Below are 22,280 nucleotides of genomic sequence, written 5' to 3'. Positions count from 1 at the left end.
CCATAGGCTGCAAAAAAAACGGCTTTAGCTGCAAGCGGCAAGCTACAAGCGGCAAGAAAAATGGGTGAATGGGCTCTTTCTTGCGGCTTGTAGCTTGTCTTCAGCGGCTTTAGCCGTCGATCAGAATCGACGAGCCGGTCATTTCTGCCGGTTTTTCCAGGCCCAGCAGCTTGAGCATGGTGGGGGCCACGTCGGCCAGCACGCCGCCTTCGCGGACCTGCACTTTGCGCTTGCCAACATAGATGAACGGTACCGGCTCGGTGGTGTGCGCGGTGTGCGCCTGGCCGGTGCATTCGTCTTCCATCTGCTCGACGTTGCCGTGGTCGGCGGTGATCAGCGCTTCGCCGCCGACCTTGTCCAGCGCCTCGACGATGCGCCCGACGCACAGGTCCAGCGCCTCGACGGCCTTGACTGCGGCCTCGAATACGCCGCTGTGGCCGACCATGTCGCCGTTGGCGTAGTTGACCACGATCACGTCATAGCGCTGCTGCTCGATGGCTTCGACGATGCGGTCGGTGACTTCCGGCGCGCTCATTTCCGGCTGCAGGTCATAGGTGGCGACCTTTGGCGACGGGATGAGGATGCGTTCTTCGCCTTCGAAGGGCTCTTCACGGCCACCGGAGAAGAAGAAGGTGACGTGGGCGTATTTCTCGGTTTCGGCGATGCGCAGCTGGGTCTTGCCGTTTTTCGCCAGGTATTCGCCGAGCACGTTGTTCAGGCTGCCCGGGGCGAATGCGGCCGGGGCCGGGATTTTCGCCGAGTATTGGGTCAGGCCGATGTAGGCGGCCAGTTTGGGCAGGCGTGCACGTGGGAATTCGTTGAACTCGGGCTCGACGAACACCCGCGACAGTTCGCGGGCGCGGTCGGCGCGGAAGTTCATGAAGATCACTGCGTCGCCGTCTTCGACCTTGACCGCCTCGCCAATGCGCGTGGCCTTGACGAATTCGTCGCTCTCGTCGCGGGCATAGGCGGCTTCAAGGCCGGCCAGGGCCGTGTCGGCGCTGAATTCGGCGCTGCTGTCGACGATCAGGTTGTAGGCTGCCGATACACGGTCCCAGCGGTTGTCGCGGTCCATGGCGTAGTAGCGGCCGATCAAGCTGGCGATGCGGCCCTTGCCGAGCTTGGCGAAGGCGGCATCGAGCAACTCGATCGAGGATTGCGCGCTTTTTGGCGGGGTGTCGCGGCCGTCGAGGAACGCGTGCAGGTAGATTTTCTCGGCACCGCGCTTGGCGGCAAGCTCGGCCATGGCCACCAGGTGGTCCTGGTGGCTGTGCACGCCGCCATCGGAGAGCAGGCCAAGGATGTGCACGGCCTTGCCGGCACCGACAGCCTTGTCGACCGCGCCACACAGCACCGGGTTTTCGAAGAACTCGCCGTCCTTGATCGCCTTGGTCACCCGGGTGAAGTCCTGGTACACCACGCGGCCGGCGCCGAGGTTCATGTGGCCGACCTCGGAGTTGCCCATTTGCCCGTCCGGCAGGCCGACATCCATGCCGGAGCCGGAGATCAAGCCGTGCGGCTGGGTAGCGCGCAGGCGATCATAGACCGGCGTATTGGCCGAATAGATGGCGTTGTATTCGTGGCTTTCGCTGTGACCGAAACCATCCAGGATGATCAGGACCAAGGGTTTTGGCGTGCTCGTCATCAATCCCACACTCACGGTTGTTCAGATGATAAAGGCACGCATTTTAGGGCAAATTGGCCAGCAATGACGAATTAACCTTGCAGGCCTGGCAGCGCGGGCCGACGGGCTGCAGCCCGGTAATGAGAATTACTGGCGATAACCCTGCCCGGCGGGCTTTGGCCGACCTTGGGGGCTGTGTATACTGGCCAACATTTTTAATGGCCTGGAACACCCTCCGATGGTTGCTCACCTGATTGAATTCGCAACAAATCACTATCTGCTGGTCGGTATCTTCGTCGTTCTGCTGGTTTTGCTGATCGTCACCGAAGCACGCAAGGGCGGCCGCAGCCTCAGCACTGGCGAACTGACCGCGCTGGTCAACGCCGACAAGGGCCTGGTGATCGACATCCGTTCGAGCAAGGACTACGCCGCCGGCCATATCGTTGGCGCCGTGAATATTCCCCAGGACAAGGTTGCCGCGCGCATCGGCGAGCTGGAAAAGCACAAGGCCAACAAGACCCTGATCATCGTCGACGCCATGGGCCAGCACGCCGGCACCACCGCGCGCGAACTGCTCAAGGCCGGCTTCACCGCTGCCAAGCTGTCGGGTGGCGTGTCGAGCTGGAAGGCCGATAACCTGCCGCTGGTGAAGTGATATGAGCAACGTCATCGTCTACTCCAGCGATTACTGCCCTTACTGCTCGCGGGCAAAATACCTGCTCGAAAGCAAAGGCGTGGCCTTCGAAGAGATCAAGGTCGATGGCAAGCCTCAGGTGCGCGCCGAAATGAGCCAGAAGGCCGGCCGTACCTCGGTGCCGCAGATCTGGATCGGCTCCACCCACGTCGGCGGTTGCGACGACCTGTATGCCCTGGAGCGCGCCGGCAAGCTCGACGCGCTGCTCAAGGCCTGAATCAGAAACCCATTAAAGACTCTGGAAAGAAGGATCTGTCATGACTGATCAACAGAACAACGACGCCGCAGCCGCAGCCGACGACAACACGCCGCAGTTCTCCCTGCAGCGCATCTACGTGCGCGACCTGTCGTTCGAAGCGCCGAAAAGCCCGGCGATCTTCCGTCAGCAGTGGGAACCGAGCGTTGCCCTGGACCTGAACACCAAGCAGAAAGGCCTGGAAGGCGACTTCCACGAAGTCGTGCTGACCCTGTCGGTGACCGTGAAGAACGGCGACGAAGTAGCCTTCATCGCTGAAGTGCAGCAGGCCGGTATCTTCCTGATCAAGAACCTCGACCCGGCGTCGATGAGCCACACCCTGGGCGCGTTCTGCCCGAACATCCTGTTCCCGTACGCCCGTGAAGCGCTGGACAGCCTGGTGACCCGTGGTTCGTTCCCGGCACTGATGCTCTCGCCGGTCAACTTCGACGCTCTGTACGCTCAGGAAATGCAACGCATGCAGGAAGCTGGCGAAGCCCCTTCGCTGCAATAAGCCTGTTGCGATGTAGCAAAAAGCGCCCTGATGGGCGCTTTTTTCTTGGGGATTGTCGCGAACACTGTGGGAGCGGCGCTGTTCTGCGGTTTGATTCCTCAGGCAAACCCCTGCTGGCGCCACGCCTCATACACCGTCACCGCCACCGTGTTGGACAGGTTCAAGCTGCGGCAACCCGGACGCATCGGCAAGCGCAGGCGTTGCTCGGCGGGCAGGCTGTCCAGCACCTCGGCGGGCAGGCCACGGCTTTCCGGGCCGAACAGAAAGGCGTCACCCGGCTGGAAAGCAGTTTCGTGGTAGGGGTGCGAGGCTTTCGTGGTGAACGCGAACAGCCGTGGCTGGCCTAGGCTTTCCAGGCAGCTGGGCAGGTCTGCGTGGCGCTTGAGCGTGGCATACTCGTGGTAGTCCAGACCGGCCCGGCGCAAGCGCTTGTCGTCCAGCTCGAAGCCGATCGGCTCGATCAGGTGCAGGTGGCAGCCGCTGTTGGCGCACAGTCTGATGATGTTGCCGGTATTCGGCGGAATCTCTGGTTGAAAGAGGATGACGTGAAACATGCACGGCTCCGAACATAAAGATGGCGAGCATTCTACTCCTGAACCGGACCCGCGTTCGCAGCTATGGCCGCGGGTGCTGTTTTCCCTGGCGCTGTTCGGCATGCTGGTGGGGCTGATGATCGGTCGCCTGACCGCGCCCGAACCGCGGGTGCTGGAGCAGATCGAGGTGGTCGAGGCCGGCTTGAACCTGTGGTTCAACGAAGAACCCAAGCTGCACGGCGAAGAGGTCGAAGGCACCCTGACGCTGCTGTTCGAGGCCGAGGGCAGGGCTGCACGTGGTCAGTTGCAGTTGCAGGGCAAGCCGGTGAGCTGGCGGGTGCAGAACAGTGATGGTGGCTTGCTGGTGACCCTGGTCGCGGCCCGCCCCCTGCACGGCGAATGGGCCGGTGCAGAGGAGGGCGAACGCTGGCGGGTGCAGGTGAGGCTGCGCGAATAAAAGAGGGGATTCCCCGGCCTGCCTGTACCAAGGTCCCCAAAACTGGAAGTACTGATACTAATGCAGGGTGTGTGCCAGTTTTGTTGCAGTGCGCAAAAAGGCCGGTTTACGGGGTTAGGCAGGGTTTTGCCGGGGATTTGTGCCTTCAGGCGGTGCACCGATAGCGGGGTCGGTGCATCAATGGGGCAAATTGCAATCTTGTGGGAGCTGGCTTGCCAGCGATGAGGTCAATGCAGTCTGTGCATTCTCTACAGGCCGGATGCGACCGCTTCGCGCTTGATCGCTGGCATGCCAGCTCCCACAGGTCAGGCCTCGTCGTCACCGTCCTCATCGCCGCCATCGACCTTCATCCCCAACTCCTTGATCTTGCGCGTCAGGGTGTTGCGGCCCCAGCCCAGCAGCACGGCGGCATCGCGGCGGCGGCCTGCGGTGTGCTTGAGCGCGGTCTCGATCATGATCCGCTCGAAGCTCGGTACGGCGCTGTCGAGCAGGCTCGATTGGCCACGGGCCAGGGCCTGGTCGGCCCATTGGCGCAGGGCCTGTTCCCAGTTGGTCACCGGCGCCGCGTCTTGCGGCAGGTTGAGCAGCTCGGGTGGCAGGTCGCCGATATGCACTTCACGCCCCGAGGCCATCACCGTGATCCAGCGGCAGGTGTTCTCCAGCTGACGCACGTTGCCCGGCCACGGCAGGTTGCGGATGAATTCCTCGGTTTCTGCCTTGAGCAGTTTGGGCTCCACGGCCAGTTCCTGGGCGGCGCGACCCAGGAAGTGCCTGGCCAGGGTCGGGATGTCTTCGCGACGATCGGCCAGGCGCGGGATGTGGATGCGGATCACGTTCAGGCGGTGGAACAGGTCTTCACGGAACTTGCCGGCCTGCACCAGGGTTTCCAGGTTCTGGTGGGTGGCGGCGATGATCCGCACATCGACCTTGACCGGCACATGCCCGCCCACCCGGTAGAACTCGCCATCGGCCAGCACCCGCAGCAGGCGGGTCTGGGTGTCGGCCGGCATGTCGCCGATCTCGTCGAGGAACAGGGTGCCGCCATCGGCTTGCTCGAAGCGGCCGCGGCGCAGGTTGGCGGCGCCGGTGAAGGCGCCTTTCTCATGGCCGAACAGTTCCGACTCCATCAGGTCCTTGGGGATCGCCGCCATGTTCAGGGCGATGAACGGCGACGCCGCCCGCGGGCTGTGGCGGTGCAGGGCGTGGGCGACCAGTTCTTTACCGGTACCGGACTCGCCGTTGATCAGCACAGTGATGTTGGAATGGCTCAGGCGGCCGATGGCGCGGAACACTTCCTGCATCGCCGGCGCTTCGCCGATGATCTCCGGGGTGCGGGTCAGGCTCGGCGCCACGTCCAGGCCTTGTTGCTCCTGGGCATGCTGGTTGGCGCGCTTGACCAGCGATACCGCTTCATCGACGTCGAACGGCTTGGGCAGGTACTCGAAGGCACCGCCCTGATAGGACGCCACCGCGCTGTCCAGGTCGGAATGGGCGGTCATGATGATCACCGGCAGGCGCGGGTGCTGCTCGCGAATCTGCGCCAGCAGGTCAAGGCCGCTGGCGCCAGGCATGCGGATGTCGGAAATGATTACGTCCGGCTGCTGCCGCGCCAGGCGGCTCATGACCCCGTCGGCGCTGTCGAAGCTCTGGGTGGTCATGCCTTCCTGTTGCAAGGCCTTCTCCAGCACCCAGCGGATGGAACGATCATCGTCGACGATCCAGACGGTTTCACTTCGGCTCATGAGGCGGTGGCTCCTTGTTCCAGCGGCAGGAAGATCGAGAAGGTGGTGTGGCCAGGGTGGCTGTCACACTCGATCAGGCCCTGGTGCTGGCTGATGATGTTCTGGGTTATGGCCAGGCCCAGCCCGGTACCGTCCGGGCGGCCGCTGACCATGGGGTAGAAGATGGTTTCCTGCAGCTCGGCAGGGATGCCGGGACCGTTGTCGATGATCTCGATGCGGGCCACCAGGCGATGACGGGTGTGGCCGATGGTGAACTGGCGCATGGCTCGCGTGCGCAGGCTGATGCGGCCCAGGCGCAGTTCGTTCTGGCCGCTGATGGCCTGCATGGCGTTGCGCACGATGTTGAGCACCGCCTGGATCATCTGTTCGCGGTCGATCAACACATCCGGCAGGCTCGGGTCGTAGTCGCGCACCAGGGTGATGCCGCCCTGGGTTTCGGCCTCGACCAGGCTGCAGACCCGCTCCAGCACCTCATGGATGTTGGTCAGGGCCAGCGATGGCAGCTTGTTCGAGCCGAGCATGCGGTCGACCAGGTTGCGCAGGCGGTCGGCCTCTTCAATGATCACATTGGTGTAATCCTTCAGGCCTTCTTCCGGCAGCTCGCGGGCCAGCAGCTGGGCGGCGCCGCGAATGCCGCCGAGCGGGTTCTTGATCTCGTGGGCCAGGCCGCGCACCAGCATCTTGGTGGTTTCCTGCTTGGACAGCTGGGCCTCTTCCTTGGTGATGCGCAGCAAGCGGTCACGCGGATGCACTTCAAGCAACAGCAGGGTCGCGCCTTTGCTGAGGATCGGCGTCACCGCGTAGTCGACGGTCTGGGTCTGGCCAGTCAGCGAGGTCAGTTGGGCTTCGCGCTTGGTGAAAGGGTGCGCGTGCTCCACCGCCTGGCGCAGGGAGTTGAGCGCCTCGGGCGATTCGGTGAACAGTTCGCTGATGAATTGCCCGTGGCTGCGTTGGCCACTGATGGCCAGGAGCATCTCCGCCGCCGGGTTCATGTACTCAAGGCGCAGTTCGGCGTCGAGCAGGATGGTGGCGGTGGTCAGGTTGTCCAGTAGCAGTCGGTGCAGTGCATCGCTGATGGTCATGGGGCGTCGTTGACCTCTTTTGGCTCATACAACCTCGGCACAGGGCCAGGTCGCGGGCGCTGGTAATCCGCTGGTACAAAGAAAATGCAAAAAGCAAACCAAGGCTCCGAAAAGAAGCGGAATTTCCGGATTAAGACCTGTATTTGCGCGAAAAACGCCTACAAAGTCCTGAAATCGCACTTTTCGTGAACCAAAATGGGCTGAGTTGCTCAGGTGCAAGCAGATGCGTGCACCAATATAGAGCATAGAGGAAGGATTACTGCGGCGAGCACAAATGCGTCGTCGCGCGGATCAGGGCCAGGGACTGCTGCGGGTCTTTGTCCTGTTGTGCGATGGCTTGGGCCAGGGTCGCCTGGCATTGGGCCGGGCGGTTGCGATCAAACTCTGCCAGTTGGCTCAGCAGTGTGCGTTGCAGGCGATCCAGTTGCGGGCGCAATTGGCTGCCCAGATCGACCCGTGGCGTTTGTGGTGCGCTGCCTGCGGCATGCCAGCGTGACAGTGCGCGGTACTGGAGCAGCTTGTTGGCTTCGATCTGGTCGGCGAAGAACACACCTGCCCGGTGCTCGTCCACACCAAAGCGCACGGCCTGGGTGCGGGCATTGGCGATGACCTGCTGCTCACGCTCGGGCGCTTCTACAGGCTGGCCCGAGTCCCATTTGTTCAGGGCGACATCGTCAGCGATATCCAGGCGTTGATTCACGCTATCGAGCAAGCGCGACAGGGCAACTGGCGGTGCGGGTGTCGAGGCGCACCCTTGCAGGAGCAAGGTTGGCGCAAGGAGCAGGGCGAACAGGGGCATACGCATGGTGAGGGTCCGAAGCGGTAAAAGAGCAGTGTGCAGCTTTTTGGCCTTTTTTCCTGTCGGCCAATGCGCATAAGAATGTCAGAAAAACAAAAGGCCTCCCGAAGGAGGCCTCTCTTGCACTACGCCGCTTGCGCGAGCGTTACCGGATTAGCAGCTGTAGTACAGCTCGTATTCCAGTGGGTGTACGAAGGTGCGGACCTTGATTTCTTCTTCGCTTTTCAGCGCGATGTAGGCATCGATGAAGTCATCGGAGAACACGCCGCCCTTGGTCAGGAACGCGCGGCCCTTGTCCAGCTCTTCCAGGGCTTCTTTCAGGCTGCCGCACACCTGCGGGATCTCTTTCGCCTCTTCAGGCGGCAGGTCGTACAGGTTCTTGTCGGCGGCATCGCCTGGGTGGATCTTGTTCTGGATACCGTCCAGGCCGGCCATCATCAGTGCCGCGAAGCACAGGTACGGGTTGGCAGCCGGGTCCGGGAAGCGCGCTTCGATACGGCGGGCTTTCGGGCTGGAAACGTAAGGGATGCGGATCGAGGCGGAACGGTTGCGAGCCGAGTAGGCCAGCATTACCGGAGCTTCGAAGCCTGGTACCAGACGCTTGTAGGAGTTGGTAGCCGGGTTGGTGAAACCGTTCAGGGCCTTACCGTGCTTGATGATACCGCCGATGAAGTACAGGGCGGTGTCGGACAGGCCGGCATAGCCTTCGCCGGAGAAGGTGTTCTTGCCATCTTTGGAGATGGACATGTGCACGTGCATGCCCGAGCCGTTGTCGCCGTACAGCGGCTTAGGCATGAAGGTCGCGGTGCGGCCGTAGGCGTCGGCAACGTTGTGTACGCAATACTTGAGGGTCTGAACTTCGTCAGCCTTCTTCACCAGGGTGTTGAACTGCACGCCGATTTCGTTCTGGCCGGCAGTTGCCACTTCGTGGTGGTGCACTTCGATGACCAGGCCCATTTCTTCCATGGCGTTGCACATGGCAGTACGGATTTCGTGGTCGTGGTCGAACGGAGGTACTGGGAAGTAGCCGCCTTTGACGCCCGGACGGTGGCCTTTGTTGCCGCCTTCGACGTCCTGGTCGGACATCCACGAGCCTTGTTCGGAGTAGATCTTGAACATCGAGCCGGAGATATCGGACTTGAACTTCACTTCGTCGAAGATGAAGAATTCAGGCTCTGGACCGACGAAGACGGTGTCACCGATACCGGTGGTCTTCAGGTACTCTTCGGCGCGGCGGGCGATGGCGCGTGGGTCGCGGTCATAGCCTTGCATGGTCGACGGTTCGATGATGTCGCAGACCAGGATCAGGGTCGGTTCTTCGGTGAACGGGTCGAGCACGGCGGAGGCGTCGTCCGGCATCAGGATCATGTCGGAAGCTTCGATGCCTTTCCAGCCGGCGATGGAGGAACCGTCGAACATCTTGCCGGCTTCGAAGAAATCTTCATCCAGCGCATCACGAGCTGGCATGGTCACGTGGTGCTGAGTGCCTTTGGTGTCAGTGAAGCGCAGATCAATCCATTTAACGTCATGATCTTTGATGAGTTGAACCGACTTCGACATAGTGTCCTCCGGGGTGGGGTAGAGCTTGCCTGTGCAGCCCTTTAATTTGGGTGATGCCGGGCGCGAATAGTCGGCCAAGGCAACCTGCCTCACAAGGGAGCAAATTGCATGCCAGTGCCCCGAGTTGGGATTTTTGCCCCAAACCCAAGCGTTTTCGGCCGATTTCGCAAATTCACGGCTTTTTTCTGCACTTTAAAGATGCGCTAATCGGGCATGATGCACCATTTTGGCGCACAGAAAACCTTCTGTACAAAAGTTGCTCAAAGCTTGAGCAATTTCCGCTATAATCCGCGCCCCACTTTTTTAGTCGGCACCTCGCGCGCTGTTTTTCATGAAACTAATCGTAAAAGTCTTCCCAGAGATCACCATCAAGAGCCGGCCGGTTCGCAAGCGCTTCATCCGTCAACTGGCCCGCAACATCCGCAACGTGCTCAAGGACCTCGATCCTGCGCTCGCGGTTAACGGTGTCTGGGATAACCTCGAAGTGATCACTCACATCGAGGACGAGAAGGTCCTGCGCGAGATGACCGAGCGTCTGACCTGCATGCCGGGCATTGCCCACTTCCTGCAGGTCGACGAATACCCGCTGGGTGATTTCGACGACATCGTCGCCAAGTGCAAGCAGCACTTCGGTCACCTGCTGGCCGGCAAGCGCTTCGCCGTACGCTGCAAGCGCGGCGGCCACCACGATTTCAGCTCGATGGACGTCGACCGCTACGTCGGCAGCCAGCTGCGCCAGCAGTGCGGCGCCGCCGGTATCGACCTGCGTACGCCGGAAGTCGAGGTACGCATCGAGGTACGCGACAAGCGCCTGTACGTCATCCACAACCAGCACAAAGGCATCGGCGGTTACCCGCTGGGCGCGCTGGAGCAGACCCTGGTGCTGATGTCCGGCGGTTTCGACTCCACTGTCGCCGCCTACCAGATGATGCGCCGCGGCCTGATGACCCACTTCTGCTTCTTCAACCTTGGCGGCCGCGCCCACGAACTGGGGGTGATGGAAGTTGCCCACTACCTGTGGAAGAAGTACGGCAGCAGCCAGCGCGTGCTGTTCGTCAGCGTGCCGTTCGAAGAAGTGGTCGGCGAAATCCTCGGCAAGGTCGACAACAGCTACATGGGCGTGACCCTCAAGCGCATGATGCTGCGTGCGGCGACCAACATCGCCGACCGCCTGCAGATCGACGCCCTGGTGACCGGTGAAGCCATCTCCCAGGTGTCGAGCCAGACCCTGCCGAACCTCGCGGTGATCGACTCGGCCACCGAGAAGCTGGTGTTGCGCCCGCTGCTGGCCAGCCACAAGCAGGACATCATCGACCTGGCCCAGCAGATCGGCACCGCCGAGTTCGCCAAGCACATGCCTGAATACTGCGGCGTGATTTCGGTAAACCCGACCACCTGCGCCAAGCGTCATCGCCTCGAGCATGAAGAGAAGCAGTTCGACATGGCGGTGCTCGAGCGTGCCCTGGAGCGCGCCCGCCTGATCTCCATCGACCACGTGATCGATGAACTCAGCGAAGATATCCAGATCGAAGAAGTCAGCCAGGCGCTGGCCGGGCAGGTGGTGATCGACATTCGCCACCCTGATGCCCAGGAAGACCAGCCCCTGGAACTGGACGGCATCGAGGTCAAGGCCTTGCCGTTCTACGCCCTGAACAGTCGCTTCAAGGAGCTGGATGCCACGCGCCAGTACCTGCTGTATTGCGACAAGGGAGTAATGAGTCGCCTGCATGCCCATCATCTGCTCAGTGAGGGACATGCCAATGTGCGCGTTTATCGTCCGACATAAGACGCCGGGGCTATATGGCGGGAGCATCCGCCATCGCCCTCCCGACCATCGGGCCGTTTGAGCGCCATTCATTCATATTCGCCGCCTAGACTGGGCGGCAACCCGAATCCTCTGATCGAGATACACACGTGATCGAAAATCTGCGTAACATCGCCATCATCGCCCACGTTGACCATGGTAAAACCACCCTGGTCGACAAACTCCTGCGTCAGTCCGGCACCCTGGAGCGTAACGAGCTCAACGACGAGCGCGTCATGGACTCCAACGACCAGGAAAAAGAGCGCGGTATTACCATTCTGGCGAAAAACACCGCCATCAACTGGAACGGCTACCACATCAACATCGTCGACACCCCCGGCCACGCCGACTTCGGTGGCGAGGTTGAGCGTGTAATGTCGATGGTCGACTCCGTACTGCTGCTGGTCGACGCTCAAGACGGCCCTATGCCGCAAACCCGTTTCGTGACCAAGAAGGCTTTCGAAGCCGGCCTGCGTCCAATCGTGGTCATCAACAAGGTCGACCGTCCAGGCGCGCGTCCTGACTGGGTTCTGGACCAGATCTTCGACCTGTTCGACAACCTCGGTGCCACCGACGAACAGCTGGACTTCAAAGTCGTCTACGCCTCGGCCCTGAACGGCATTGCCGGTCTGGACCACACCGAAATGGCCGAAGACATGACCCCGCTGTACCAGTCGATCGTCGACAACGTACCGGCTCCTGCTGTTGACCGTGACGGCCCGTTCCAGATGCAGATCTCGGCACTGGACTACAACAGCTTCCTGGGTGTTATCGGTGTTGGCCGTATCGCTCGCGGTCGCGTCAAGCCAAACACCCCGGTGGTGGCTATCGACGTCAATGGCAAGAAGCGCAACGGTCGTATCCTCAAGCTGATGGGTCACCACGGTCTGCACCGCATTGACGTCGAAGAAGCCCTGGCTGGCGACATCGTCTGCATCAGCGGTTTCGACGAGCTGTTCATCTCCGACACCCTGTGCTCCCCGGACGCAGTCGAAGCGATGAAGCCGCTGACCGTTGACGAACCAACCGTTTCGATGACCTTCCAGGTCAACGACTCGCCGTTTTGCGGTAAAGAAGGCAAGTTCGTGACTTCCCGTAACATCAAGGAACGTCTGGACAAAGAGCTGCTGTACAACGTTGCACTGCGCGTTGAAGAAGGCGACTCGGCTGACAAGTTCAAGGTCTCCGGCCGTGGTGAGCTGCACCTGTCGGTTCTGATCGAAACCATGCGTCGCGAAGGCTTCGAAATGGGTGTTGGTCGTCCGGAAGTGATCATCCGTGAAGTCGACGGCGTCAAGCACGAGCCGTTCGAGAACGTCACCATCGACATCCCTGAAGATTCCCAGGGCAAGGTCATGGAAGAAATGGGTCTGCGTAAAGGCGACCTGACCAACATGGTTCCGGATGGCAAGGGCCGTGTACGCCTGGAATACAACATCCCAGCCCGTGGTCTGATCGGTTTCCGTAACCAGTTCCTGACCCTGACCAACGGTGCCGGCATCCTGACCTCGATCTTCGATCGCTACGCTCCGATGAAGTCCGGCCACATGTCCGGCCGTCAGAACGGCGTACTGGTTTCGGTCGAAACCGGCAAGGCCCTGACCTACTCCCTGGAAACCCTGCAGGCGCGCGGCAAGCTGTTCGTCGAGCACGGCCAGGAGATCTACAACGGTCAGATCGTTGGTCTGAACAGCCGTGACAACGACCTGGGCGTCAACCCTACCAAGGGCAAGAAGCTCGACAACATGCGTGCTTCGGGTAAAGACGAAACCATCGCCCTGGTTCCACCTGTTCGCTTCACCCTGGAACAGGCCCTGGAATTCATCCAGGACGACGAGCTGTGCGAAGTCACTCCTAAGTCGATCCGTCTGCGCAAGAAGATCCTCGACGAAGGCGAGCGTACCCGCGCTGCCAAGAAAGCCAAGAACTGAGTCTTAGTTCCGGCTGAATGAAAACGCCCCCGGTCGCAAGACCGGGGGCGTTTTTGTTTGTGCGGGACATGAAACCGGGTTGGCTTCATCGCTGGCAAGCTGAACTGGCCTAATGATTTTGGACACCTTCGTCGGGCGCTATTATGGCGCCCAATTGGAGGCAAAATCAGTGCGAAAATCTTACTCGAACGAATTCAAAATCAAAGCTGCCGAGATGGTGCTGGACGATGGTGAGTCAGTCCCTGATGTCTGCGAGAGCCTTGGCCTAGGGCGGACCGCGCTTCGTCGCTGGGTCGAGCAACTGCGCCAGGAACGAGAAGGTCAAACACCAGTCGGCGCCAAGGCCATCACTCCAGAGCAGCAGCGAATCCAGGAGCTGGAAGCGCTAGTCCGGCAAAAGGACCGGGATATCGAAATCCTAAAAAAGGCCAGTGCTCTCCTGCTTCGGGACTCCAAGGATCGTTCTCGTTGATCAACGAACTGAGTGAGCAATTTGGTGTTTTCGACTGCTGTCGCGTCCTTGGAGTTCGGCGCAGCAGTTTCTACGCATGGCGAAAACGCCAGGGACGAAAGGATCCGGTCAGAGAGGATCTGCGTTCAACGATGGCCAGCCTTTTCAAGGCCTCTCGTAGCTCTGCTGGGTCGCGAACGCTGGTTCGGGAATTGCGTCGTGCTGGCCATAAAGCCGGGCGATACAAGGTACGTATGCTGATGAAGGAAGCCGGTCTGCAATGCAAGCAACGCAGGCCGCATCGTTACCGATCATCGGGCACAGAAGCATTGATCGCGAGTAACCAGCTCAAGCGAAACTTCAACGTCTCGACGGTCAACCAGGTGTGGTGCGGCGATGTCACCTACATCCAGGTAGGCAAGCGTTGGCTGTACTTGGCGGCTGTGATCGACTTGTATGCTCGCCGAGTGGTGGGCTGGGCTTTCTCAATGATCGCCGATGCCCGGCTTGCCTGCGAGGCGCTACGAATGGCGGCCGAATCTAGAGGTAGACCGGCTGGAGTGATGTTCCACTCGGATCAGGGCTGTCAGTACACCAGCCATAAATTCAGGGCTGCTCTTGAGGAGTACGGTCTGGAACAGAGCATGAGTCACCGAGGCCAGTGCTGGGATAACGCCGTCATGGAGCGCTTCTTCGGTGCATTGAAGTCTGAGTGGATACCAGCAGAGGGTTACGAAACCGAAGCGCAAGCACAGTTAGACATCCAGGCTTATCTGATGCGTTACAACCTTAAGCGTCTCCACAGCTACAACGGCTATGAAACCCCGGTAGCCATGGAGAAAAAGCTCAAGGTTGCGGCATGAACCTAAACCGGTGTCCAAAATCTGTTGACCAGTTCAAGCCAGCTCCCACAAGATCATGTACAACCCTGTGGGAGCTGGCTTGCCAGCGATGCTTTTAGCGGCGCGCCGCTGGCTTGGGGATGTACGCGCAATATCCCGGACGCGGTCCGATCCGCGGATGGTTGCGGCAGGTGTCCGGGCGCTTTTCGTAAATGGTGCACATGCGACTTTTACGGTCCAGGTACAGGCAATCGTCGTTGCTCATCTGCGCCAGGGTGAAAATCCCCGACTTCTGGTTGAAGCGCTGGATGATCCCGTCCTTCTGCAAACGCTTGGCAATGTTCTTCGGCGGCTCGCCCACCTCGAACTCATCCACCACGCCCATGCGGATCAGGTCTTTGATTTTCACTTCCGTCGGCAAGGTGCAGCAGGTCGAGTTGCAGCCTCCGCACATATGGCTTTGGTACTTCTGCCAGGTTTCCAGTCGGTCGACTTCGGCGGCGGCAATCAGGGTCGGTTTCATCGGGCTCAGGCTAGAAGAGTCTTGTGGGCGCGCGATGATACCGGAGTTGATCAAATTGTGAACAACCATTTGCCGCTTTATTCCGGGTTTGTTTGCCGCTGGCCGCAAGAAAGTCGCGAACCAGAGCTTCCCCTCTGTGTCGAACGGTCTAGGCTGAGAAATCTCCATCCGCATTCGTCAACTTGCCCGAGGACGTCGCATGTCTCAGGAACCGCTCGCTCGTGACGCAGAGGTGGCCGCTTTTCGCACCGCTGTGCTGGATAAATTGACCTACGCGGTCGGCAAGGACCCGGAGCATGCCTTCGACCACGACTGGTTCGAAGCCATTGCCCTGGCGGCCCGCGATCACATGGTCGATCACTGGATGGACCATACCCGGCAGATCTACCGCAAGAGCCAGAAGCGGGTGTATTACCTGTCGCTGGAATTCCTGATCGGCCGCCTGCTGTACGACAGCCTGAGCAACCTGGGCCTGCTGGATGTCGCCCGTGAGGCGCTGGGCGGGCTGAACGTCGACCTTGAGCGCATCCGCCTGCTTGAGCCCGATGCGGCCCTGGGCAACGGTGGCCTGGGGCGCCTGGCGGCCTGTTTCATGGAGAGCATGTCGACCCTTGGCATCGCCGCCCACGGTTATGGCATTCGTTACGAGCACGGCCTGTTCCGCCAGGCGGTGGTCGATGGCTGGCAGCAGGAACAGACCGAGAACTGGCTGGATTTCGGCAACCCCTGGGAGTTCGAGCGGGCCGAGGTGATCTACCCGATCAGCTTCGGCGGCAGCGTCGAAACCGTGCACGACGCCGCTGGCCAGCAGCGCCAGGTATGGTGGCCGGCCGAGACGGTGCGGGCGGTGGCCTACGACACGCCGGTGGTCGGCTGGCGCGGGGCCAGCGTCAACACCTTGCGCTTGTGGCGGGCGCGGGCGCTGGAAGAGCTGCACCTGGAGCGCTTCAATGCCGGTGACCACCTTGGCGCTGTCGCCGAGGTGGCCCGCGCCGAAAGCATTTCGCGGGTGCTATACCCGGCTGACAGCACCGAGGCCGGCCAGGAGCTGCGCTTGCGCCAGGAATACTTCTTCGTTTCCGCCTCGTTGCAGGACTTGCTGCGCCGGCACCTGAACATGCACGACAGCCTGCTCAACCTGCCGCAGCAGGCGGCGATCCAGCTCAACGATACCCACCCCTCGATCGCCGTCGCCGAGCTGATGCGCCTGCTCGTCGACCAGCACGAAGTGCCGTGGGACACCGCCTGGCAACTGACCGTCGAGACCCTGGCCTACACCAACCACACGCTGTTGCCCGAAGCCCTGGAAACCTGGCCCGTGGGCCTGATGGAACGCATGCTGCCGCGGCACATGCAGATCATCTACCTGATCAATGCCTTTCATATCGACGCCTTGCGCGCCAAGGGCATCCACGACTTCGACGTGCTGCGCGCGGTGTCGCTGATCGAGGAAGACAATGGCCGCCGGGTACGCATGGGCAACCTGGCGTTTTTAGGCTCGCACAGCGTCAACGGCGTATCGGCGCTGCACAGCAAGCTGATGCGCAGCACCGTGTTTGCCGAAATGCACAAGCTTTACCCCGAGCGGATCAACAACAAGACCAACGGCATCACCTTCCGTCGCTGGCTGTTCCAGGCCAACCCGCAGTTGACCGGCATGCTGGTCGAGGCATTAGGCGCCGATGTGCTCGATGACCCGCAAGGGCGCTTGCGCGACCTTGATCCCTTTGCTGACAAAGCCCCATTCTGCAAGCAGTTCGCCGCCCAGCGCCTGCACAGCAAGAAGGCCCTGGCCAGCCTGATCCAGGAGCGCCTGGGCATCACCCTCAACCCCGAGGCGATGTTCGACGTGCAGGTCAAACGCATCCACGAATACAAGCGCCAGTTGCTCAACCTGCTGCACACCGTGGCGCTGTACCAGGCGATCCGTGCGGAACCCGGCGCCGGCTGGGCGCCACGGGTGAAGATCTTCGCCGGCAAGGCGGCGGCCAGCTACCACCAGGCCAAGCTGATCATCAAGCTGACCAACGACATCGCCAAGGTGGTCAACAACGACCCGACCGTGCGCGGCCTGCTCAAGGTGGTGTTCCTGCCCAACTACAACGTCAGCCTGGCCGAGAGCATCATCCCGGCAGCCGACCTTTCCGAGCAGATTTCTACCGCCGGCTATGAGGCATCCGGCACCAGCAACATGAAGTTCGGCCTTAACGGCGCGTTGACCATCGGCACCCTGGACGGCGCCAACGTCGAGATGTGCGAGCAGGTCGGCATTGAGAACATGTTCATCTTCGGCCTGACCTCCCAGCAGGTGGAGGCGCGCAAGCGCAGCGGCGACTTTGGTGCGAGTGCCGCGATCGGTGCCTCCCATCGGCTCAACGATGTGCTCCAGGCCATTCGCGGCGGGGTGTTTTCACCGGATGACCCGGCCCGCTATGTCGGCTTGATCGACTCGCTGGTGGCCTACGATCGCTTTCTGGTGTGCGCCGATTTTGACGCCTACTGGGAAGCGCAAATGCGCGTCGAAGAGCTCTGGCACGAGCCCAGGCAGTGGTGGCGCAGGGCGGTGCTCAACACGGCGCGCATGGGTTGGTTCTCCTCGGACCGGACCATCCGCGAGTACGCTACCGACATCTGGAAAGCCCTCGACTAAGCTGCAAGGGCCGGCCCGGGGGGTGAACTCTCGGGCCGATGTGCCGTCTGATCGGCCAAGCGTGTCTGATTGCTCGCTAGCGCTTCACTCTCCCTGTAAACTGCGTGGGTTTTTATTACCCCCTTCCTTCGGAGCCTTACATGTCCCGCGTTACCCTGAGTCGCTATTTGATTGAGCAGACCCGCAGCAACAGTACCCCTGCCGATCTGCGCTTCCTGATCGAAGTGGTGGCGCGTGCGTGCAAGGAAATCAGCCACAACGTCTCCAAAGGCGCGTTGGGCGGCGTTCTGGGCAGCATGGGCACCGAAAACGTGCAGGGCGAAGTCCAGAAGAAACTGGACGTGATCTCCAACGACATCCTGCTTGAAGCCAACGAGTGGGGTGGTCACCTGGCCGGCATGGCCTCCGAAGAGATGGACAATGCCTACCAGATCCCGGGCAAGTACCCGAAAGGCGCCTACCTGCTGGTATTCGACCCGCTGGACGGTTCGTCGAACATCGACGTCAACGTCTCGGTCGGTACCATCTTCTCGGTACTGCGCTGCCCTAACGAGTACCTGAGCCAGAACGAAAGCCTCAACGAGCAGGCCTTCCTGCAGCCGGGCACCAAGCAGGTTGCCGCCGGTTACGCGATCTATGGTCCGCAGACCATGCTGATCCTGACCCTGGGCAACGGCGTCAAGGGCTTCACCCTGGACCGTGAGCTGGGCAGCTTCGTGCTGACCCACGAGAACATCCAGGTACCGGAAACCACCGCCGAGTTCGCCATCAACATGTCCAACCAGCGCCACTGGGAAGAGCCGGTGACCCGCTACGTGGGCGAGCTGCTGGCCGGTGAGACCGGTCCGCTGAAAAAGAACTACAACATGCGCTGGATCGCCTCGATGGTTGCCGATGTGCACCGCATCCTCACCCGTGGCGGCCTGTTCATGTACCCGCGCGACGCGCGTGAGCCGTCCAAGCCGGGCAAGCTGCGTCTGATGTACGAAGCCAACCCGATGTCCTTCATCATCGAACAGGCCGGCGGTGCTTCCACCGACGGTCGCCAGCGCATTCTCGACATCCAGCCGGAGAGCCTGCACCAGCGCGTGGCAGTGTTCCTCGGCTCCAAGCAGGAAGTCGAGCGCGTTACCGGTTATCACAAGGAGTAAATCATGCTCGCACCTTGGCAGCCGTTGCTGGAGTGGTGGTTTGGCTGGGGCACCAGCCCCCAGGATGTGGCTGACGAGAAGAGCACCTTGTGGTTCGGCAAGCACCACGACGACGAAGCGCGCGAGCGCTTCGGCGACCTGGTCGAACAGGCGCTGGCCGGCGGCCTCGATGAGTGGCTGCAAAGCCCGCAGGGCTGGCTCGGTCTGGTGTTGCTGCTCGATCAGTTGCCGCGCATGATCCACCGCGACACGCCGCGCGCCTTCGATGGCGACCGCCGTGCCCAGGTGCTGGTGATGCAGGGTCTGGACAAGGCCTGGGATTACCAGCTGCTGCCGATCCAGCGGGTGTTCATCCTGCTGGTGCTGGAACATGCCGAAGTGCTGGACTGGCAGAACATCAGCGTCGAGCGTTATCAGCTGTTGCTCGCTGCCCAGCCGGATACGGATCGGCGCTTGTTCGAAGGTTTCCTCGACTATGCCGAGCAGCACCAGCGGGTGATTGCCCGCTTTGGTCGCTTCCCGCACCGCAATCTGCTGCTGAATCGGCCGAGTACCGATGAAGAGATGGATTTTCTGCTGGAGCCGGGCTCAAGGTTTTGAGTTGAATTCATCGCTGGCAAGCCAGCTCCCACAGAGATTTGCATTGCTTGTGGGAGCGGGCTTGCCCCGCGATCAGCTTCACATCAGATCCTGAAACTCCCCACCAATTGCTTCAACCGATTGGCCTGATTCTCCAGGTCATTGCAGGCGCGCAAGGTTGCCTGCAGGTTCTCCACCCCTTCCTGATTCAGCGTATTGATCTCGGTGATGTCGACATTGATCGACTCGACCACGGCTGTCTGCTCTTCGGTGGCGGTGGCCACCGACTGGTTCATGCCGTCGATCTCGCCGATCCGCTGGGTCACGCTGCCCAGCCGCTCGCCGGCCTGGTTGGCGATGCCGACGCTGTGCTGGCTGTGGCTCTGGCTTTCGGTCATGGTGCTGACCGCCACCTGGGCGCCGGCCTGCAGTTCTTCGATGATGCGCTGAACCTGCTGCGCCGAATCCTGGGTGCGGTGGGCCAGGTTGCGTACCTCGTCCGCCACCACGGCAAATCCGCGCCCGGCTTCACCGGCGCGGGCCGCTTCAATTGCGGCATTGAGCGCCAGCAGGTTGGTCTGCTGGGAAATGCCGCTGATCACTTCGAGGATCTGTCCGATGTTCACCGTGTTGGTGTTGAGCGTTTCGATATTGCCGCACGAGTCGCTGATCTTCGCCGACAACTGGTTCATCACCTCGATGGTTTGTTCGACCACCTGCTGACCTTCGGCCGCGAGGTTGCGCGCATCGCTGGAGTGCTGCGAGGCGAGGGCGGCGTTCTGGGCGATTTCCTGGGCGGCGGCGCCGAGCTGATTGATCGCCGCGGCGACGCTGCTGGTGCGGCTCGACTGCTGGTCGGCGTTGTGGATCGAGGCGTTCGAGGCGCTGACCACGCGCTGGGCCACTTCATTGACCTGGCCGGTGGCCGAGGCCACTTCGCGGATCGACTCGTGGATGCGCTCGACAAAACGGTTGAACGATTGGCCGAGGCTGCCGAACTCGTCCTGGCCATGGATGCGCAGGCGCCGGGTCAGGTCGCCTTCGCCTTCGGCGATGTCATGCATGGCCCGGCCCATTACGTGCAGCGGCTCCATCAACACGCGAATCAGTACGCCGAGCAGGGCAATGATGATCAGCACCGCAATCACCGTGGCCACCACCGCCGAGGTGCGCAGTTCGCTGAGCGTGGCGAAGGCAAAGTCCTGGTCGAGCACCAGTGCCACGTACCAGTCAGCCGAGGGCACGCCGTTGACCTTGGTGAAGGTGATGAACTGCTTGTGGCCGTCCAGTTCGGCTTCTTTCAGGCCGCTGCCCACCTGCGGAGTGTCTTGCGGGTAGGCGTCGCTGAGGTTTTTCAGCACCAGGTCGGCTTGCGGGTGCACGAGGATCTTGCCGGCGCCGTTGACGATGAAGGCCTGGCCGTGGCCGTCGAAGTTCAGTGCGTTGATGATCGCACTGATGCTGTCCAGGTCGGTGTCGGCGCCATTGACGCCGATCAGCCGGCCCTGGTGCTGTACCGGGGTGGCGAGGGTGATGACCAGTTTGTTGGCCGAAACGGAAATGTACGGCTCGGTGACGATGGACTGGCCGGCACTGGTAGCGGCCTTGTACCAGCCGCGAACCCGCGGATCGTAGTCGGCGGCGCGATTGCCCAGCGGTACCGATTGCATGTAGCCGTCCTGGCCGCCGAAATAGGTCAGCAGAAAGTTGCTGCCGTACACCGGCAGGCTCAGGCTGCGGGTCAGGCTGTCCTTGCTGGCGCCATCGACGGCAACCTGCTGGGACAGCGACTGCAGGAGCTGCATGCGGCTTTGCAACCAGGTCTGGATGTTGCTGCTGGTCAGGCTGCCGAGTTCCTGCATCGAGGCTTCGGTGTTGCTGCGCAGGGTCTGGCGCTGGCGGTAATCGTTGAACAGGATGAAACAAGTGAAGGCGACAGCGACCACCAGGGCGGCGGCGAGCAGAATCTTGTGGCTGAACTTCAGGTTTTTTGTCATTGCGAGGTCTGTCTGCACAAGGCGGGTCAACGGGTGGGGCGCGGCAATCAGTCGCAGCGCCTTCCTGTGTCGTCCGTTATGGACAAAAGATTAATCGCAGAACTCACCAGTCGACCAATGGCGGGGCTTTGACGCCAACAAAACCGGAGCGCTCGGGAACCGGATGAGCTTTTTCCCTTCTAAGCTGTCGGTAGGCCACCGCGCCTGCACCCTCATGTCCAGGAGTGACCCTTCATGTCGTTGCGTTCCCTCGCCCTGCTGTCCTTGTGCGTGTTCCTTACTGCGTGCAACAAGATCAACCAGGAAAACTATTCACAGATCAAGTCCGGGATGACCAAGGTCGAGGTCGAAAAACTGCTCGGCGCGCCGACCGATTGCTCGGGCGCCCTGGGCATGTCCAGTTGCACCTGGGGCGACGAGAAAACGTTCATCAGCGTCCAGTACGCCGGCGACAAGGTGTTGATGTATTCCGGGCAGGGTCTGAAATGAAGCGGCTGCACTTGCTGTTGGTGCTGTGTGCCGGGTTGATCCTCGGCGGTTGCGCCAGCTCCGGCGTCGGGTCCCTTGAGCCGAAGACCGCCGACAGCGTCGACCTCAAGCGCTACCAGGGCAAGTGGTATGAGTTGGCGCGTTTGCCGATGTATTTCCAGCGTGACTGCGCCCAGTCCGAAGCCCATTACAACCTCAAGCCGGACGGCAGCGTCGGTGTGCTCAACCGCTGCCGCACCCTTGCAGGTGAATGGCAGGAGGCCAGCGGCACGGCCAACGTGCAGGTGCCGGGCAAGACCGACAAGCTTTGGGTGGTGTTCGACAACTGGTTCTCGAAGTTGCTACCGGGCGTTGCCAAGGGTGACTACTGGATCCTCTACGTCGACGACAAATACCACACCGCGCTGGTCGGCAATCCGGACCGCAAGTACCTGTGGATACTCTCGCGTACCCCGACCATCCCGGCCTTGCAGCGCGAAAGCCTGCTGGCCAAGGCGCGCCAGCAGGGCTACGACACCCAGCGGCTGATCTGGCGGGTAGCGGACAAGGAGATGGCTGCGGCTAAGCCTTGATGCCCAAATCGCTGGCAAGCCAGCTCCCACAGTGTAGGAGCGGGCTTGCCC

The 22,280-nt window shown here is 61.2% G+C and carries 20 protein-coding genes and 1 pseudogene; 12 read left to right on the top strand and 9 right to left on the bottom strand.

Annotated elements, in window-relative coordinates; all coding sequences use genetic code 11:
* Positions 1-109 precede the first annotated feature (109 nt).
* On the bottom strand, positions 110-1,645 hold the full coding sequence (gene gpmI / locus CCOS864_RS26355; RefSeq protein ID WP_115089312.1) for a 2,3-bisphosphoglycerate-independent phosphoglycerate mutase: 1,536 nt from the start codon (positions 1,643-1,645) through the stop codon (positions 110-112).
* A gap of 217 nt (positions 1,646-1,862) precedes the next feature.
* Between gpmI and CCOS864_RS26350 the strand changes: the two genes are divergently transcribed.
* The 3 genes from CCOS864_RS26350 to secB are packed head-to-tail and all read left to right on the top strand — an operon-like array spanning position 1,863 to position 3,067.
* The gene (locus CCOS864_RS26350; RefSeq protein ID WP_010222286.1) at positions 1,863-2,279 is read left to right on the top strand and encodes a rhodanese-like domain-containing protein; all 417 of its coding nucleotides are present in this window, start codon (positions 1,863-1,865) and stop codon (positions 2,277-2,279) included.
* 1 nt (position 2,280) lies between these two features.
* Positions 2,281-2,535 carry a glutaredoxin 3 gene (gene grxC / locus CCOS864_RS26345; RefSeq protein ID WP_045193908.1) on the top strand — a complete coding sequence of 85 codons (255 nt, stop codon included), beginning with the start codon at positions 2,281-2,283 and terminating at the stop codon, positions 2,533-2,535.
* A 40-nt stretch (positions 2,536-2,575) separates the two neighbouring features.
* The gene (gene secB, locus CCOS864_RS26340) at positions 2,576-3,067 is read left to right on the top strand and encodes a protein-export chaperone SecB (protein ID WP_038997589.1); all 492 of its coding nucleotides are present in this window, start codon (positions 2,576-2,578) and stop codon (positions 3,065-3,067) included.
* A 98-nt stretch (positions 3,068-3,165) separates the two neighbouring features.
* Here secB and CCOS864_RS26335 read toward each other — a convergent pair whose 3' ends face one another.
* Positions 3,166-3,621, bottom strand: coding sequence for a tRNA (cytidine(34)-2'-O)-methyltransferase (locus CCOS864_RS26335; protein WP_010222290.1), 456 nt, complete (start codon positions 3,619-3,621; stop codon positions 3,166-3,168).
* Here CCOS864_RS26335 and CCOS864_RS26330 point away from each other — a divergent pair.
* Complete coding sequence (locus CCOS864_RS26330; RefSeq protein WP_115089311.1) at positions 3,620-4,057, top strand: hypothetical protein; 438 nt, start codon at positions 3,620-3,622, stop codon at positions 4,055-4,057. The genes CCOS864_RS26335 and CCOS864_RS26330 overlap by 2 nt on opposite strands.
* Positions 4,058-4,362: 305 nt before the next feature.
* Here CCOS864_RS26330 and ntrC read toward each other — a convergent pair whose 3' ends face one another.
* The 4 genes from ntrC to glnA form a co-directional block, all read right to left on the bottom strand.
* Complete coding sequence (gene ntrC / locus CCOS864_RS26325) at positions 4,363-5,799, bottom strand: nitrogen regulation protein NR(I) (RefSeq protein WP_115089310.1); 1,437 nt, start codon at positions 5,797-5,799, stop codon at positions 4,363-4,365.
* Positions 5,796-6,881 carry a nitrogen regulation protein NR(II) gene (gene glnL, locus CCOS864_RS26320; RefSeq protein ID WP_115089307.1) on the bottom strand — a complete coding sequence of 362 codons (1,086 nt, stop codon included), beginning with the start codon at positions 6,879-6,881 and terminating at the stop codon, positions 5,796-5,798. The genes ntrC and glnL overlap by 4 nt, the downstream gene beginning before the upstream one ends.
* 256 nt (positions 6,882-7,137) lie before the next feature.
* Positions 7,138-7,686, bottom strand: coding sequence for a chorismate mutase (locus CCOS864_RS26315; RefSeq protein WP_115089305.1), 549 nt, complete (start codon positions 7,684-7,686; stop codon positions 7,138-7,140).
* 147 nt (positions 7,687-7,833) lie between these two features.
* Complete coding sequence (gene glnA / locus CCOS864_RS26310; RefSeq protein WP_010222298.1) at positions 7,834-9,240, bottom strand: glutamate--ammonia ligase; 1,407 nt, start codon at positions 9,238-9,240, stop codon at positions 7,834-7,836.
* Between the two features lie 331 nt (positions 9,241-9,571).
* Here glnA and thiI point away from each other — a divergent pair, with 331 nt between their 5' ends.
* From thiI to CCOS864_RS26295, 3 genes are all read left to right on the top strand, one after another.
* Positions 9,572-11,026, top strand: coding sequence for a tRNA uracil 4-sulfurtransferase ThiI (gene thiI / locus CCOS864_RS26305; RefSeq protein WP_115089303.1), 1,455 nt, complete (start codon positions 9,572-9,574; stop codon positions 11,024-11,026).
* Positions 11,027-11,154: 128 nt separating this feature from the next.
* A complete protein-coding gene (typA, locus tag CCOS864_RS26300; RefSeq protein WP_115089301.1) occupies positions 11,155-12,975 on the top strand; it encodes a translational GTPase TypA in 1,821 nt (606 codons plus the stop codon).
* Between the two features lie 112 nt (positions 12,976-13,087).
* Positions 13,088-14,289, top strand: a protein-coding gene (locus CCOS864_RS26295) for an IS3 family transposase (RefSeq protein WP_244211909.1) whose coding sequence is annotated in 2 segments (ribosomal slippage) — positions 13,088-13,394 and positions 13,394-14,289 — 1,203 coding nt in all. Because the reading frame shifts where the segments join, the coding sequence is not laid out codon by codon here.
* A gap of 94 nt (positions 14,290-14,383) precedes the next feature.
* Here CCOS864_RS26295 and CCOS864_RS26290 read toward each other — a convergent pair.
* On the bottom strand, positions 14,384-14,791 hold the full coding sequence (locus CCOS864_RS26290) for a YkgJ family cysteine cluster protein (protein WP_233673577.1): 408 nt from the start codon (positions 14,789-14,791) through the stop codon (positions 14,384-14,386).
* A 199-nt stretch (positions 14,792-14,990) separates the two neighbouring features.
* Here CCOS864_RS26290 and CCOS864_RS26285 point away from each other — a divergent pair, with 199 nt between their 5' ends.
* The 3 genes from CCOS864_RS26285 to CCOS864_RS26275 all read left to right on the top strand — a co-directional run bounded on the left by CCOS864_RS26285 (position 14,991) and on the right by CCOS864_RS26275 (position 19,192).
* A complete protein-coding gene (locus CCOS864_RS26285) occupies positions 14,991-17,441 on the top strand; it encodes a glycogen/starch/alpha-glucan phosphorylase (RefSeq protein WP_115089297.1) in 2,451 nt (816 codons plus the stop codon).
* Between the two features lie 140 nt (positions 17,442-17,581).
* Positions 17,582-18,592 carry a class 1 fructose-bisphosphatase gene (locus tag CCOS864_RS26280; RefSeq protein ID WP_045193898.1) on the top strand — a complete coding sequence of 337 codons (1,011 nt, stop codon included), beginning with the start codon at positions 17,582-17,584 and terminating at the stop codon, positions 18,590-18,592.
* Between the two features lie 3 nt (positions 18,593-18,595).
* Positions 18,596-19,192, top strand: a complete 597-nt coding sequence (locus tag CCOS864_RS26275; RefSeq protein ID WP_115089295.1) for a DUF924 family protein — start codon at positions 18,596-18,598, stop codon at positions 19,190-19,192.
* An 83-nt stretch (positions 19,193-19,275) separates the two neighbouring features.
* On the opposite strand, the gene CCOS864_RS28890 is transcribed toward CCOS864_RS26275, so the two are convergent.
* Both CCOS864_RS28890 and CCOS864_RS28885 read right to left on the bottom strand, forming a co-directional pair.
* Positions 19,276-20,064, bottom strand: coding sequence for a methyl-accepting chemotaxis protein (locus tag CCOS864_RS28890; RefSeq protein ID WP_420849262.1), 789 nt, complete (start codon positions 20,062-20,064; stop codon positions 19,276-19,278).
* Positions 20,065-20,130: 66 nt separating this feature from the next.
* Positions 20,131-21,168: pseudogene (locus tag CCOS864_RS28885) on the bottom strand (HAMP domain-containing protein); the annotation flags it as partial.
* A gap of 234 nt (positions 21,169-21,402) precedes the next feature.
* Between CCOS864_RS28885 and bamE the strand changes: the two are divergent.
* Together bamE and CCOS864_RS26260 are read left to right on the top strand one after the other, a co-directional pair.
* On the top strand, positions 21,403-21,657 hold the full coding sequence (gene bamE, locus CCOS864_RS26265; RefSeq protein WP_115089291.1) for an outer membrane protein assembly factor BamE domain-containing protein: 255 nt from the start codon (positions 21,403-21,405) through the stop codon (positions 21,655-21,657).
* Entirely contained in the window at positions 21,654-22,229 is a 576-nt protein-coding gene (locus CCOS864_RS26260; RefSeq protein WP_115089290.1) for a lipocalin family protein, read from the top strand. The genes bamE and CCOS864_RS26260 overlap by 4 nt, the downstream gene beginning before the upstream one ends.
* Positions 22,230-22,280: the final 51 nt, after the last annotated feature.

The organism is Pseudomonas wadenswilerensis, assembly GCF_900497695.1.
Classification (GTDB): domain Bacteria; phylum Pseudomonadota; class Gammaproteobacteria; order Pseudomonadales; family Pseudomonadaceae; genus Aquipseudomonas; species Aquipseudomonas wadenswilerensis.
Note: the sequence above shows the minus strand (reverse complement) of the source record. Positions and strands in the feature narration are given on the sequence as shown.

Coding starts and splice junctions, on each gene's coding strand:
- secB (WP_038997589.1), top strand. CDS start 2,576: ATGACTGATCAACAGAACAACGACGCCGCAGCCGCAGCCGACGACAAC.
- bamE (WP_115089291.1), top strand. CDS start 21,403: ATGTCGTTGCGTTCCCTCGCCCTGCTGTCCTTGTGCGTGTTCCTTACT.
- CCOS864_RS26285 (WP_115089297.1), top strand. CDS start 14,991: ATGTCTCAGGAACCGCTCGCTCGTGACGCAGAGGTGGCCGCTTTTCGC.
- glnL (WP_115089307.1), bottom strand. CDS start 6,881: ATGACCATCAGCGATGCACTGCACCGACTGCTACTGGACAACCTGACC.
- CCOS864_RS26260 (WP_115089290.1), top strand. CDS start 21,654: ATGAAGCGGCTGCACTTGCTGTTGGTGCTGTGTGCCGGGTTGATCCTC.
- grxC (WP_045193908.1), top strand. CDS start 2,281: ATGAGCAACGTCATCGTCTACTCCAGCGATTACTGCCCTTACTGCTCG.
- CCOS864_RS26290 (WP_233673577.1), bottom strand. CDS start 14,791: ATGAAACCGACCCTGATTGCCGCCGCCGAAGTCGACCGACTGGAAACC.
- CCOS864_RS26350 (WP_010222286.1), top strand. CDS start 1,863: ATGGTTGCTCACCTGATTGAATTCGCAACAAATCACTATCTGCTGGTC.
- CCOS864_RS26330 (WP_115089311.1), top strand. CDS start 3,620: ATGCACGGCTCCGAACATAAAGATGGCGAGCATTCTACTCCTGAACCG.
- CCOS864_RS26275 (WP_115089295.1), top strand. CDS start 18,596: ATGCTCGCACCTTGGCAGCCGTTGCTGGAGTGGTGGTTTGGCTGGGGC.
- glnA (WP_010222298.1), bottom strand. CDS start 9,240: ATGTCGAAGTCGGTTCAACTCATCAAAGATCATGACGTTAAATGGATT.
- CCOS864_RS26335 (WP_010222290.1), bottom strand. CDS start 3,621: ATGTTTCACGTCATCCTCTTTCAACCAGAGATTCCGCCGAATACCGGC.
- gpmI (WP_115089312.1), bottom strand. CDS start 1,645: ATGACGAGCACGCCAAAACCCTTGGTCCTGATCATCCTGGATGGTTTC.
- CCOS864_RS26315 (WP_115089305.1), bottom strand. CDS start 7,686: ATGCGTATGCCCCTGTTCGCCCTGCTCCTTGCGCCAACCTTGCTCCTG.
- thiI (WP_115089303.1), top strand. CDS start 9,572: ATGAAACTAATCGTAAAAGTCTTCCCAGAGATCACCATCAAGAGCCGG.
- ntrC (WP_115089310.1), bottom strand. CDS start 5,799: ATGAGCCGAAGTGAAACCGTCTGGATCGTCGACGATGATCGTTCCATC.
- CCOS864_RS26280 (WP_045193898.1), top strand. CDS start 17,582: ATGTCCCGCGTTACCCTGAGTCGCTATTTGATTGAGCAGACCCGCAGC.